The sequence below is a fragment of the Thalassospira marina genome (genome assembly GCF_002844375.1).
Lineage (GTDB): Bacteria > Pseudomonadota > Alphaproteobacteria > Rhodospirillales > Thalassospiraceae > Thalassospira > Thalassospira marina.
Genome location: NZ_CP024200.1, coordinates 425,797 through 439,001, shown reverse-complemented (window position 1 = coordinate 439,001; position 13,205 = coordinate 425,797). Strand labels below are relative to the sequence as shown.

Annotated in this window: 11 protein-coding genes; 4 read left to right on the top strand and 7 right to left on the bottom strand. The window is 55.8% G+C overall.

The genetic code is table 11. The features are described from left to right. The first annotated feature begins 31 nt into the window (after positions 1-31). Positions 32-1,759 (top strand): L-arabinonate dehydratase, encoded by a 1,728-nt coding sequence (araD, locus tag CSC3H3_RS22155; protein WP_101286565.1) that lies wholly within the window; start codon positions 32-34, stop codon positions 1,757-1,759. Positions 1,760-1,854: 95 nt separating this feature from the next. On the opposite strand, the gene CSC3H3_RS22150 is transcribed toward araD, so the two are convergent. Further along, positions 1,855-2,775, bottom strand: a complete 921-nt coding sequence (locus CSC3H3_RS22150) for an aldose epimerase family protein (protein WP_157831990.1) — start codon at positions 2,773-2,775, stop codon at positions 1,855-1,857. 120 nt (positions 2,776-2,895) lie between these two features. On the opposite strand from CSC3H3_RS22150, the gene CSC3H3_RS22145 reads away from it, so the two are divergent. Beyond that, positions 2,896-3,627, top strand: coding sequence for a FadR/GntR family transcriptional regulator (locus tag CSC3H3_RS22145; protein ID WP_101268636.1), 732 nt, complete (start codon positions 2,896-2,898; stop codon positions 3,625-3,627). Positions 3,628-3,857: 230 nt separating this feature from the next. Beyond that, positions 3,858-4,682, top strand: coding sequence for an alpha/beta fold hydrolase (locus CSC3H3_RS22140; RefSeq protein ID WP_157831989.1), 825 nt, complete (start codon positions 3,858-3,860; stop codon positions 4,680-4,682). 87 nt (positions 4,683-4,769) lie between these two features. On the opposite strand, the gene CSC3H3_RS22135 is transcribed toward CSC3H3_RS22140, so the two are convergent. After that, positions 4,770-5,489 carry an HAD family hydrolase gene (locus CSC3H3_RS22135; protein ID WP_101286874.1) on the bottom strand — a complete coding sequence of 240 codons (720 nt, stop codon included), beginning with the start codon at positions 5,487-5,489 and terminating at the stop codon, positions 4,770-4,772. Between the two features lie 215 nt (positions 5,490-5,704). Here CSC3H3_RS22135 and CSC3H3_RS22130 point away from each other — a divergent pair, with 215 nt between their 5' ends. Next, the gene (locus CSC3H3_RS22130) at positions 5,705-7,294 is read left to right on the top strand and encodes an FGGY-family carbohydrate kinase (protein ID WP_101286562.1); all 1,590 of its coding nucleotides are present in this window, start codon (positions 5,705-5,707) and stop codon (positions 7,292-7,294) included. A 151-nt stretch (positions 7,295-7,445) separates the two neighbouring features. On the opposite strand, the gene CSC3H3_RS22125 is transcribed toward CSC3H3_RS22130, so the two are convergent. The 5 genes from CSC3H3_RS22125 to CSC3H3_RS22105 all read right to left on the bottom strand — a co-directional run bounded on the left by CSC3H3_RS22125 (position 7,446) and on the right by CSC3H3_RS22105 (position 13,069). Then, on the bottom strand, positions 7,446-9,161 hold the full coding sequence (locus CSC3H3_RS22125) for an ArnT family glycosyltransferase (RefSeq protein ID WP_101286561.1): 1,716 nt from the start codon (positions 9,159-9,161) through the stop codon (positions 7,446-7,448). Between the two features lie 27 nt (positions 9,162-9,188). Next, positions 9,189-9,515, bottom strand: a complete 327-nt coding sequence (locus CSC3H3_RS22120) for a lipid-A-disaccharide synthase N-terminal domain-containing protein (RefSeq protein ID WP_101268646.1) — start codon at positions 9,513-9,515, stop codon at positions 9,189-9,191. A 9-nt stretch (positions 9,516-9,524) separates the two neighbouring features. Next, a complete protein-coding gene (locus tag CSC3H3_RS22115; RefSeq protein ID WP_101286560.1) occupies positions 9,525-10,337 on the bottom strand; it encodes a glycosyltransferase family 2 protein in 813 nt (270 codons plus the stop codon). Positions 10,338-10,808: 471 nt separating this feature from the next. Then, positions 10,809-12,374 (bottom strand): sensor histidine kinase, encoded by a 1,566-nt coding sequence (locus CSC3H3_RS22110; RefSeq protein WP_101286559.1) that lies wholly within the window; start codon positions 12,372-12,374, stop codon positions 10,809-10,811. Beyond that, positions 12,371-13,069, bottom strand: a complete 699-nt coding sequence (locus CSC3H3_RS22105) for a response regulator transcription factor (RefSeq protein WP_245881440.1) — start codon at positions 13,067-13,069, stop codon at positions 12,371-12,373. The genes CSC3H3_RS22110 and CSC3H3_RS22105 overlap by 4 nt, the downstream gene beginning before the upstream one ends. Between the last annotated feature and the right edge of the window lie 136 nt (positions 13,070-13,205).

Here is a 13,205-nt window from a genome sequence, read left to right as displayed (position 1 = left end):
TTATAAAATTTTACAAGAATCGAGAGGGATCATGGAGAGGAAGAAAACACCCGAACAGCTCAGAAGCCACCGCTGGTTTGGTGTCAATGACCTGCGCGCCTTTGGCCATCGTTCGCGTATGCTGCAAATGGGCTATTCGATTGACGATTTCAAAGGCAAACCGATTGTCGCCATCGTCAATACCTGGAGCGACATTAATCCCTGTCACGCGCATTTCAAAAACCGGGTAGAGGATGTCAAACGCGGCATTCTTCAGGCTGGCGGTTTCCCGGTGGAACTTCCCGCCATTTCGCTGGCCGAAACCTATGTCAAACCAACCACGATGTTCTATCGCAACCTGCTGGCGATGGAGACAGAGGAACTGCTGCGATCCCATCCGGTTGATGGCGTGGTTCTAATGGGGGGCTGCGATAAAACCACCCCGGCCCTTCTGATGGGCGCAATCAGCATGAACCTGCCCGCAATCCTGGTACCCGCCGGACCAATGCTGCGCGGTAACTGGGGTGGAAAAACCCTTGGCAGCGGGTCGGACGTCTGGAAATACTGGGCGGAAAAAGAAGCAGGCAATATCAGCCAGGCCCAGTGGGAAGAAATGGAAGCCGGGATTGCACGTTCCTATGGTCACTGCATGACAATGGGTACTGCCTCCACCCTGACCTCCCTTGCTGAAACGCTCGGCTTTACCCTGCCCAATGCCTCCTCGATCCCGGCCCCGGATTCCGGCCATCCGCGCATGGCGGCCAACACCGGCAAAGAAATTGTCGAAATGATCTGGCAGGATCGCAAACCATCCGACATCCTGACCCGGGGTTCGTTTGAAAATGCCCTGACGGTACAGATGGCGCTGGGTGGTTCCACCAATGCCATTCCGCACCTTATTGCTGTTTCCAAACGCGCCGGGCTGGATATTGGCCTGCCGGATTTTGAAAAGGCATCGCGCCGCATGGGCGTTATTGCCAATTTACGCCCGTCTGGCGAATTCCTGATGGAAGATTTCTTTTATGCCGGCGGCCTGATCGGCATGCTGGAAAATATCCGCGACCATCTTGATACATCCTGCATGACCGTAAATGGCAAAACCATTGGCGAAAACATCGCCGGTGCGCCGATTTACAATGATGATGTTATTCGCAAGGTTGAAAATGCCGTTTACAGCGCAGGTGCCACCGCCGTTCTTTATGGCAACCTGGCGCCGCGCGGCTGCGTGATGAAACCCAGTGCCGCCGATCCGCGCCTGCTGAAACATACCGGTCCGGCACTTGTATTTCGCGATTACAACGACATGAACGAGCAGATCAACCGCGAGAATCTGGATGTCACGGCCGATCATATTCTGGTCCTGCAAAATGCCGGGCCGGTAGGCGGGCCGGGCATGCCGGAATGGGGCATGCTGCCAATCCCCAAGAAGCTTTTGAAAGAAGGCGTACGTGACATGCTGCGCATTTCCGATGCCCGCATGAGCGGCACCAGCTATGGCGCCTGCATCCTGCATGTGGCACCCGAAAGCTATATTGGCGGGCCGCTGGCAGCCGTGCGCACAGGCGACATGATATCGGTCGATGTGGAAAACCGCAGCATCCATGTCGAACTTGATGACGCCGAAATCAAAGCCCGCCTGGCGGAATGGAACCCGCCCAGCCGCGATTTTGGCCGTGGCTATGGCCGCATGTATGCCAACCACATCACCCAGGCCGATGAAGGCTGCGATTTCGACTTCCTGACGGGTACTGCCCCCATCGAAGACCCCGAAATCCATTAACGTTAAACTCGCTTCATCGCGGTCAGACAATACAGGCCCGGCAATCACCGCCGGGCCTGTTCTTTTTCGTCACCCGCCATTTGCAGGCACACCCGTCAATCTTCGATCAGGCCCGGGGCCAGTGTCATGGTGCCCAGCAGGTTCTGCCCGCTTGCCAACACCAGAACATCGCCAAATTCCTTGAAATCAACACGGTTATGCACGTTCGGCACATGGGAAACCGGCTCCAGGCACACCGCACTGCCATCCTTGGGAATATAAAGCTGCAAATTACGCAATGTGGTCGATGCACCAATGGCAAGGCCCACACCCTCATCGGGCCATAAAATGCGCGCCGCCCCATCCCAGCCACTATAATGGCAATCCAGCCCGCGATAACGGCGGGCGGCATCCACGCTCGAAAAATCACGGCCCAGATCAACCACCGTTGCAGCAACCGGCAACATATCTTCGTCGGTGTTAAAGCAGCCATTGGCGGCAAATTCGATCATCACATCTTCGGTCGCGCGAAACCACGGATGCAGCCCGATGCCATAAGGCATGGCCCCCTGCCCCAAATGTTTGACACCCAGTTCCCATTCCAAAAACCCATCACGCACCCGAAATTCCTGCCAGGCGATGTAATCAAACCCGGTTTTGTGGCGATCCGCATGACGGGTTTCAAGGCGCAGGGCTTCGTCATCGCTTTTGGTAATTGCCCAGTCTTCGCGCGATGAAAACCCGTGAATGGCGTGCGGTCCCGGCGGGCGGTTGGCGGGCACGGCAATGGTTTTTCCATCAAACTCAAACCGCGCATATGCCATGCGGTTGGCAAAGGGCACCATGGGAAAACAGCCAAGATATGATGGATTACCCGATTCCATCGCCGATTGGTCAGACGGTCTTAGCAGATCAACGGCACTTCCCGTATCGGGCCTTGTCCATTCCAGCCGGGTGATGCCACCCCCAAAGGTCAGGAACCCCACGCGAAAATCACCACTTTGCCAAAACAATTCCCGTATTGGTGTTTTTTGCATGGTAATCATTCCCATATATCGTTAAATCATACTATGACTTTAGCCATAAACGATGTATCGCGTTAGGGCAAAGGCCGCCTGTCCACTATATGGCATGCAAACGTCAGATAAAGAGATTCCATGAACAATACCGCCCCGCAAAAAACCCAGCGTAAAGTATCCCTCACCGAAAAGGTGATTTCCAGCCTGCGACGGGAAATTGAAAGTGGCAATCTGACACCGGGTTCCAAACTGCCAACCGAACCGGCCCTGACCGAACAGTTTGGCGTCAGCCGGACCGTAGTGCGCGAAGCCATCGCCGCCCTGAAGGCTGACGGCCTGCTGGAACCGCGCCAGGGTGCGGGCGTGTTTGTTCTGGCCCCGGCACCGCGCAAAAATGCCGGATCAATCTTTGACGTCGATTTTGCCCAGATCTCCGATGTGCTGGAAATTCTGGAACTGCGCATGGCCGTCGAGATCGAGGCCGCTGGCCTTGCCTGCGCTCGAAGCTCGGTTGCGCAGCAGGCAAAAATTTACGAAGCCCTGCGTGAAATGGAAGTCCAGGTCCAGTCAGGCAGCCCGGCCGAAAAGGCCGATTACGAATTTCACCGTGCCATTGCCGATGCCACAAATAACCGCCGCTATGGCGAGTTTCTGGAATATCTGGGCGATAAGACCATTCCGCGCGCGCAACTGCGCCGCAAACCGGCCGAGGCCGAAGACCAGAAAGCCTATATGGATAAAATTCTGGCCGAACATCACCGGATTTATGATGCCATTTCCCTGCGCGATGCCGAAGGGGCGCGTGAAGCCATGCGCGAACATCTGAGCCAAAGCCAGGCACGCTATCAAAGCCTGCTGCGAAATCGCTGATCGGCCCGCCACCTGCCGTCACCTTCAAGCCCGCAATTTCACCTGCCATGCACCGCGCATCGGCAGGTGAAATTTTTTCGGGCGGGTTCGCCCAGGTAAACGCCCCAACCTGCTGACAGGATTGGCGGTTATCTGCATTTTCGCCATTGCCAATATTACACTGGACGGAAATGATGGCGACACATCCGCGCCAATGCCACCACCCTATTGCCCATCGCAGGAACATCCCCATGCCCGTCCCTACCCAACCTGCCCTTGCTCAACCTGCCCTCGCCCAACATCCGCTTGACCTGCCCGACGCCCGATTAATCTGGACCCACGAGGGGAATGAAACCGGCCCAACCCTGATCTGGGCGCATGGCCTGATGTCAGACAGCTATTCGCTGGAACAAAACGGAATTTATGATTTCGCCCCTATTTCTGCCGCAGGCAGGCTTGTGCGCTATGACGCCAGGGGGCATGGCCGATCAACCGCCAATCCCGTTCCTGAACGGTTTAGCTGGCCTTATCTGGCCGATGATTTACTGGCCCTCGCCCGCGCCGCATCACCTGATAAACCCGTTATCGGTATGGGCTGTTCAATGGGGACGGCAACCTTGCTTCATGCCGTTCTGAAGGCGCCTGACGCCTTTTCAAAACTGGTTTTGACGGCCGCACCGACGGCATGGGAAACACGGCAGGCTCAGGCATCGGTTTATGAAAACGCGGCCGCCACAATCGAAAAACTTGGTCAGCCCGCGCTTGATGCGCTGGTCGCCAATATGGCGCCACCGCCCATTTTCACCGACCTGCCTGCTTTTCCGGTGGAAATCACGCTGGAGATGCTGCCCGCCATCCTGCGCGGTGCCGGTATGTCGGACCTTCCCCCGCGAAACGATTTGACATCAATCACCCAGCCAACCCTGATCCTGGCATGGGAAAGCGATCCCAGCCACCCGATCGCCACGGCACAAACGCTGGCCAGCCTGATGCCCAATGCCGAATTGCATATCGCAAAATCCATCGGCGAGGTGAACAATTGGGGCCAGCGTATTGCGCAGTTTATGGGCGAATAAAACCCTCGCCCGGCCGAAACAAAAAAGGCGCGCAAGGATCTCTCCCGCGCGCCTTCAAACTTTAAATTCCGTATGGTCGGTCGCCCGTCAGGCGCAAATGGCGTTGGCGATATCGGCCATCGTTTCAAACACCTGGTGCGCACCCGCATCGAACAGGCGCTGGCGGGCAAGTTCACGACCGCCATCATAATGGCCACCACCGACAAAGCCCCAACAGGTCATGCCCGCGGCAATGGCCGCCTGCACACCAGCAACGGAATCTTCCATTACCAGGCAATTTGCCGGTTCAAACCCCATATCGCCTGCGGCATGCAAAAACAGGTCCGGTGCCGGTTTGCCGTTTTTCACGAAATCGGCACTATAAATGTGCCCTTCAAACCAGTGACCAAGGCCGGTCAGGCGCATGGTGGTCTCAAGACGCTGCACCGAACTGCTTGAAGAAATGCAAAACGGAATGTCACGCGCCTTAAGGGCAACCAGCACATCATCAATATCGGCAATCTTGTGAAGTTCGGTTTCGTATCTTACAAACAGGCGTTCATAGAAATACGGCTTGAATTCCGCACTTACATCCCGCCCGGTTTCATTAAGGATATGTTCTATTGGCGCGGCACTTGATCTGCCTGTAAAAAGGCGGGCTACGTCTTCGCCCGATAACGGCGCACCAAAATGGGCCAGGACGTCAACCAGTGTTGAAAGCGAAATCGGTTCACTGTTAACAAGGACACCATCGCAATCAAACAGGACCGCCTTGATCGCGGCGGGCAGCGAAATGCGCGACGCATGGGACACGGAATCGGTTTGCATTTGTTTCTCGGACGTTATTTTTTTGTAATTTTTAAACCCTATCCAATCGAGAATATTCGCGTCAACAAAAATGAACATTTGACCAATAGCTGGTCTTTTGTTCAATTTGCGCCATAACAGCGCAAGAAGGCAGACTGGCCTTCTTCTGGGCGCTCCGGATCGACAATAACAATGGCCCGGAAAAACAACGTCAAGAGGCGGGAGGACATATCGCCATGACCCTGAAAGACAAGGCAATTATCGGTGTTGATGTTGGAACCGGCAGCGCACGCGCCGGCGTATTTGACAGCACCGGCAAACTTCTGGGCAGCGCATCTTACCCGATCGCAATGAATCGCCCGCGCCCGGATTTTGTCGAACAGGATTCCGTAAATATCTGGCAGTCGGTTTGCAAATCGGTCAAGGACGCACTGGTGAAAGCCAATGTTGATGGCAATGATGTTGCCGCCATTGGTTTTGATGCCACCTGTTCACTTGTCATTCGGGGTGCCGATAACACGCCGCTGCCCGTTTCGCCCGGCGGCCCGTCCAACTGGGACGTTATTGTATGGATGGATCACCGTGCCACCCGTGAGGCCGAAGAATGCACTGCGACCGGCTCCAAGGTGCTGGAATATATTGGTGGCACCATGTCGCCGGAAATGGAAATTCCCAAACTGATGTGGCTGAAACGTCATAGCCCCGAAGTCTGGAATAAAATGACGGCGGCCTATGACCTAGCCGATTTCCTTGCCTATCAGGCAACCGGCGACAATGCCCGTTCCTGCTGCACCGTTACATGCAAATGGACGCACCTTGCCCACGATGAAACCCCCTGGAACCAGGATTTTCTTTCAACCGTTGGCCTGGACGATTTTATTGAAAAAGTCGGCATTGATGGACCGGCTGTTGCCGTTGGCACCCCGGTTGGCAACCTTTCGGCCGAAGCCGCACGTGACCTTGGCCTTAACACCAGCTGCATGGTTGGTGCCGGTCTGATCGATGCCCATGCAGGTGCGCTTGGCACCCTTGGTGCCCATCTGGGGGGCAATCTTGACCAGCGTTTTGCCATGATCGCCGGGACATCCACCTGTCATATGGCGCTATCGCCCGAACCGCGTTTCATCAAGGGTGTGTGGGGTCCGTATTTTGGCGCTGTTGCACCGGGCCTGTGGCTTAACGAAGGTGGCCAGTCCGCCACCGGTGCCCTTCTGGACCATATCTGCGCCATGCATCCCTTTGCCCGCGATATGGGCCGCGATGCCCACCGTCTGGCCGGGGAAAAACTGCTTCCCCGCATGATGGAAAAGGCTGATCTGGCACCGCGCCTGCACATGCTGCCCGACTTCCACGGCAACCGTTCCCCGCTTGCCGACCCCGAAGCCCTTGGTGTCATCAGTGGCCTGACCCTGGATCAAAGCGAAGACAGCTTCCTTGATCTTTACTGGGCCACCGCCTGCGCCATTGCCTATGGCACCCGACATATCATTGATGCGCTTAATGCAACGGGTTACGACATCCGCCACATCCATCTTAGCGGCGGCCACACGGCAAGCCCGGTTCTGGTCAAACTTTATGCCGATGTCACCGGCTGTGACGTTGTCATGTCGGAATGCCCCGAACCCGTCCTGCTGGGTTCCGCCATGCTGGCAGCAGCGGCACTTGATGCCGAAGGCGGGCTTGAAGCCGCATCGCGCACCATGGCCGCACCGGAAACCGTCAAATCCCCGGATGAAAGCGCAAAAACGGACCATGACCGCCGTTATGCGATTTTCCACAAGCTGCACGCCCATCGCCAGGAACTCGACGCGATGAGCGAAGCCTGATCCGGCATTGCGCCAGCCACCCCGTCATCAAACCATGACGGGGTGGCCCGCAGCACATGCCCCATCAAACACAAACCCCCGCCAGCGTGCTGACGGGGGTTTGTCATTTCTGATCCACAATTCCGGGATGGCTATCAAAGGACGCAGGCATTTAGCGTGCCAGCACCCCTTCGGGGTCTGCTTTCACCGCCTGCGCATCCCAAATCACCAGATGGTCGTCTTTATAATCAAACCGGGCCAAAGGCTGATCCGCACCCGTAATCGGGTTATTGCGGCGTGCAATGATTTCGCCATTAGGGTGGGCCGAAACCCATTGTGCGACTTCATCCATATCCACCAGCATCGGGATCGGCTGTTCCAACCGGCCCAGGAACTGGAACTGCGCATGGTATTTGCCCCAATAGGCCACATTGCGGCCAGCCTGCTGCTGGGTCTTCAGATACTGCGCCATCGGCCGCATATCGTAATCCGTTTGCAGGCGCGGGGCGGCAATCATGAACACCATGGCAACCAGCAGCAAGTTCACCCCGGCAATCACACCAACAGCGGCCACACGCCCGGTTTCAATCACCAGCAGGGCCAAACCGGCCAGCAACAGGAACGCACCCCACCAGCCTTCCAACAAACCAACCCAGGCCGGAATTTTGGCAAAGAAGGTCGGCAGGAACGGCGCGACCAAACCGGCAACACCCAGAATAACAATAAATACCGCAACCGGGATCTGATCAATCCGGCGGGTCGGCAGATCGGCCAGGATGCGGGCAAAAACCAATGCCAGCAATGGCAGAACCGGCAAAATATAATGCACGCGCTTGCCCGAAATCAGGCTGAACGCAACCAGCAAAAATACCGCCACCAGCATGCAGAAACGCAAACCGGCATCCATGTCCCGGCGCCAGCCAAACCCGAACAGCGACCGCCACAAACCACCCCAGAACAGCCAGGGCAACAGCATGGCTGGCAGCGCCACCAGATAGTAATAAAATGGTTCGACATGGGCAAAGCTATCCACCATGCGGCCCGCCGTCTGGCCCCAGAAAATCGCATTGCGATATTCCGCGCCGCCAAAAATTGCCGCTGGAACAGCCCAGCACAGCGCAATGGCCGCGCCCAACAACACCGCAAGGCCCATACCCGCATACCAGCGGCCAAGCCCATCAGGTGCAACGGCACCATTTACAGGCTTGGCAGCGGCAGCGTTTGAACCAGCAGCAGGTGATGCACCCGATTTACGGCCAATACCCAAACCAAAACCGTCGCGACGCCAAAGTGGTGCAAACACGGCAGCAGGCAGCACATAAAGCAAAATCACCGGCCCCTTGGCCAGCACACCCAGGCCAACGGCAATACCGGTAATAATCCAGCCTTTGCGACGGTCGCCGTCATTGGCAACAAAAACGCCATACCAGCCCAGCAACGCAAAGAAGCATTGCAGCATGTCAAAATAGGTCAGCGTGCCATAACCGGCATAATAGGTGCCCCCAATCAGGAACATCGGGGCAAGCTGCGCAATGGCGGTTTTACCAGGCCAGATACGCTTTGCCAGCAAAGCAACCATCACCATGTTCAAACCGGCAAAAAGCGGAGCAATCAGGCGGGCGGTAAAATCATTGACGCCAAAAATAGCCCAGCTGGCATTGATCAGCCAGAACAGCAGAGGCGGTTTGTGCGCATAGGGTTCACCATTCAGGTGCGGCACCAGCCAGTTGTGATGCACCCACATTTCCCACGCCACCGACAGGTAACGGGTTTCATCCACGGGCAATAACGGCCGGGCAGTAACGCCCACAACCGCAACCAAAACCCATAGAACAAGGATCACGCCAAACGAAGCCGTCTTTGCGCCGGTGCGGTTGTGAATGCTCATATAATTTCCGTTTAATTGATGGCCGTTTTATTCGGCTACGATCGACGGGATGGTTTCTGCCTTGGCGTCGCGTTTTTCACGGTGAATGAAATAAAGGTTCCGTGCATAAACGATCAGGCCAAAGGACTGCCCAAGAATAATGATCGGTTCGGCCCGTTGCAGGCCATAAACCATCAGGCAAATCCCGCCAGCAATGCTGAGATACCAGAATGCCACGGGAACAATGCTTTTGGCGTGTTTTTCACTGACCAGCCACTGAACCAGAAACCGGCCGGAAAACATCACCTGTCCGACAATACCCAGCACGAACCAGGCATCGATATTGGAGAACAACCTTGCAAGCCATTCCTGCATTGCCGCCCCCTATTCTTTTGATTTCACAACGGGTGTTTTGGCACGGGCCTGCAGCCACATCACACCCATAATATCAACAATGCCGACCCAAAGACGGTTCATCATGCTGTAATTCGATTGTCCCCGCAACCGTGGCCGGTGATTGACCGCCACTGAAAAGACCCTGCCGCCATCACGCAGCATCAGGGCCGGCAAAAACCGGTGCATATGGTTAAAACGCGGAAATGCCAGGAAATCTTCCCGGCGAAACAGCTTGATGCCACAGCCGGTATCGGGCGTCTGGTCCTTCAAAAGGCCACCGCGTACTTTGTTGGCAATGCGCGACTGAATGCGTTTCATCGCCGTGTCATGGCGGTTTGCCCGCCAGCCCGCGATCAGAACCTGTGCATCCGCCCCTTCGGCACGATAACGTTCAAGCATCTGCGGAATATCGGCCGGGTCATTCTGCCCGTCGCCATCAAGCGTTACAATCAGCTTGCCGCGCGCATTTTTCACCCCGGTCAGAACCGCAATCGACTGACCACAGCTTTTTTCATGGCAAATCAGGTGCAATTCTTCGATGCGCTGGCGTAAATCACGCACGATGGTCGTGGTTTCATCGGTGCTGCCATCATCAACATAGATAATTTCAAACGGCACCTTGCCGCGCAGGGCTGCGACAATTTCCGTCACCAGCGGTTCAATATTTTCAACTTCATTTTTGACTGGCACCACAACCGAAAGTTCCGGCGCGCCTGCATCAAAAACCTGTTTTGCCGCATCATCCCCCGCCCCGGTAGCCGGGTTGGATTGTTCAGGCAGCGCATTTTTTTCAATTGTCATTCTGATGAACCGTCATGGCGATCAACGCACCGCCTGCTCCACATGTCCCAAATCATCGGGCGGCCTTGCGGGCGCAGATGCGTCAATGTCCCTTATCCTGTTGAAACGTCGAAAAATTTAAAACAAACAAACCAAGCAATCATACGACATGAAACCTGACAATTCCATGAATGCCCGTGCAATAAAATCTGGCTGGCGCCAAAATTACAATCTGGCATGGAAATGACGGCATGGCCCCTTTTCGCCGCAAGCGCTGTTGATAATATTTTCCGGGTCCAACCGCAAGAAAACTCTTGTTTGCACCCTGCCCGCCACGGGCACAACAGCTATGAATATTTGCAGGCCAAACACCCGGCTTTTACGGCAGTTTTGTTCAAATCCGACAGCAGGCAAACATGCCCGCCTTTGCGGCCTAACCCCACAAAAACCACCAGATGAAAAACAGCTTTGATCGCTGGTTTCGTTCATCAATCATGCGTCACTTTCTCCGTCCAGGCGCAAAATAAAAGGCAGAGTAATATGCATCACCAACCCGCCATCATCGCGGTTGCGCGCATTAATGCTGCCGCCATGCGCCTCTATCGCGCGCTTTGCGATCGACAGGCCAAGGCCAAATCCACTTTTGCTGGCAATAAATCCATCATTGCCGGTATTGCCCGCAATGCCCTGCGAAACAGCTGTCACTCCGCCCTTTGTGCCTTCTTCGCCTGTTTCACCTTTTTGCCCGGCAGCGCCTGCATCACGGGTGAAAGGGTCAAACACGGTTTCAAGCATATCGGGTGCAATGCCCGGTCCGCGATCCGCAATGGTAATGTCAAAAAACTGCCGGTCATAATTGGCGCTTGCGGCAATTTCAACCAACTGGCCAGCGTGCGTATGATGCAGGGCATTACGAATGACATTTTCAAAGGCGCGGCGCAGCAATTCGGCATTGCCCAAAACCACGGGCACCGCGCCAAAATGATCCCAGCGCACAACAAGGTCGGCTTTTACGTTAATTCCCAGCCCCTCGGCCTCGAACCGGGCATCGGAAATCACCCGGCCCAGCAAATGGTCCAGGTCCAGATGCACAGGCTGGTGTGCAGCCCCGCTTTCCACCCGTGACAGGGTTAAAAGGCCACCAACCAGTTCATCGAGGCGGATGGTTTCTTTTTCGATGCGGTCGAACGAGCTTTCAACCCGTTCGGGTTTTTGCCGGGCCAGGGCAACTGCCATTTGCATGCGAGCCAGGGGTGATCGCAATTCGTGCGACACATCGTTTAACAGGCGGTCCCGTGCGCCAATCAATTGCTGCAGACGGCCTGCCATATGGTCAAAATCGCGGGCAAGATCGGCAATTTCATCGCGCCTGCGGCCCATTTTCGGGCGCAACCGATGGGACATTTCACCAGCGGATAATTGTTCAAACCCCTTGCGAAGCTGCAAAATCGGTCGCGTCAGATACCAGGCCAGAAATGCACTGAAAATAAGCCCGCCTGTCACCCCGGCAATGATCATGGGCATGGGAATGTTCAAATGCCGGTCGCGCGGCAATTGCGCCACGATATCGGCGGCATCAAACTGCAATTGCAGCCATTGGCCATCGGCCGATTGCACATTACGGGTGATAGACCCCGTTTCCCATGCCTGATGGGCAGCAATGTAACCTTCACGCAATTGTGCCGGGGTTAAACGGCGCGTCGGGCTGCCGGTTTTTTCGGACCATTCCGCCAGTTCCTGTTCGGTCGGTGCAACATTACCCGTCGCATCACTTTGCGCCTTTTGCGCAATGGCAGCAGGAATAACACGATAGGTCAGGCGTTCACGTTCGGCGCGTGGCCAGTCCTCCACCAATTGTTTTAATGCCGGTTCCCCGCCCCGTTCGGCAGCACGGCTTGCCATTTCCACATAACCCGGCACGGTGGCCGACAGATAACCAATCAAATATGGTGTCGGCGGATGGCCGTAAAACTGAAACAATAGCCATATGCCTTCGGCAATACCGACAAAGGTAATGGCGAACCCGACCAGAATTTTCCAGAAAAGCCGTCCCCTCATGCGTCCTGCCTCAGGCGATAGCCAAATCCGCGCACGGTTTCAATCAGGGTGGCATCGCCACTGGCCTGCTGCAATTTCTGGCGAAGGTTGCTCATATGCACATCAATCGAACGGTCATAAACCTCGCGCGGGCGACCCAGAACAGTCAGCGATAATTCATTTTTGGAAAGGGCCCGGTCACGCGCCCGCATCAGCGTTTCCAGAAGGTTGAATTCCGATACCGTCAAATCAAGCTCCTGCCCGCAATAGGCAGCAACCCGGCGCGCCGGGTCCAGGGTGATATCCCCCTGTGTCAGGGTTGCATCGCGCCCGCCATTTGCCGCACCTGCATCACCACCGCCCGCACTGCCAGCACCTGTCATGCCCGCAGTCCCGGCCCCTTCGGCCCGGCGCAAAACGGCCCGAATGCGCGCGACAAGCTCCCGCGGATAATAGGGTTTGGGGATATAATCATCCGCGCCAAGTTCCAGCCCCACAACCCGGTCAACATCATCGCCCTTGGCAGTCAGCATGATCACCGGCATCCGGCTTTGGGCGCGCACCTGGCGCAAAACCTCGATCCCGCCAATGCCGGGCATCATGATATCAAGCAGCGCCATCGCATAATCACCTGTCAGGGCATGGCGAATGCCGTCCGTTCCATTATGAACAACGGTAATCGCAAACCCCTCCCCCTCAAGATACTCTGCCAGCATCTCGCCAAGTTCGGTGTCATCATCAATCAGAAGTATTCGGGTCACGGGCGTTTTCTCCAGTACCCTGCCATCATACCGGCGAAAATTGTCGCGAAAAGGCCACATGCGCGCCCTTTACACATCCCTTACATATGTT

What these genes read in the sequence shown, in the direction of transcription:
- CSC3H3_RS22130 (WP_101286562.1), top strand. Translation starts at nt 5,705, where the DNA reads ATGACCCTGAAAGACAAGGCAATTATCGGTGTTGATGTTGGAACCGGC.
- CSC3H3_RS22120 (WP_101268646.1), bottom strand. Translation starts at nt 9,515, where the DNA reads ATGCAGGAATGGCTTGCAAGGTTGTTCTCCAATATCGATGCCTGGTTC.
- CSC3H3_RS22150 (WP_157831990.1), bottom strand. Translation starts at nt 2,775, where the DNA reads ATGCAAAAAACACCAATACGGGAATTGTTTTGGCAAAGTGGTGATTTT.
- CSC3H3_RS22135 (WP_101286874.1), bottom strand. Translation starts at nt 5,489, where the DNA reads ATGCAAACCGATTCCGTGTCCCATGCGTCGCGCATTTCGCTGCCCGCC.
- araD (WP_101286565.1), top strand. Translation starts at nt 32, where the DNA reads ATGGAGAGGAAGAAAACACCCGAACAGCTCAGAAGCCACCGCTGGTTT.
- CSC3H3_RS22145 (WP_101268636.1), top strand. Translation starts at nt 2,896, where the DNA reads ATGAACAATACCGCCCCGCAAAAAACCCAGCGTAAAGTATCCCTCACC.
- CSC3H3_RS22115 (WP_101286560.1), bottom strand. Translation starts at nt 10,337, where the DNA reads ATGACAATTGAAAAAAATGCGCTGCCTGAACAATCCAACCCGGCTACC.
- CSC3H3_RS22110 (WP_101286559.1), bottom strand. Translation starts at nt 12,374, where the DNA reads ATGAGGGGACGGCTTTTCTGGAAAATTCTGGTCGGGTTCGCCATTACC.
- CSC3H3_RS22105 (WP_245881440.1), bottom strand. Translation starts at nt 13,069, where the DNA reads ATGCTGGCAGAGTATCTTGAGGGGGAGGGGTTTGCGATTACCGTTGTT.
- CSC3H3_RS22140 (WP_157831989.1), top strand. Translation starts at nt 3,858, where the DNA reads ATGCCCGTCCCTACCCAACCTGCCCTTGCTCAACCTGCCCTCGCCCAA.
- CSC3H3_RS22125 (WP_101286561.1), bottom strand. Translation starts at nt 9,161, where the DNA reads ATGAGCATTCACAACCGCACCGGCGCAAAGACGGCTTCGTTTGGCGTG.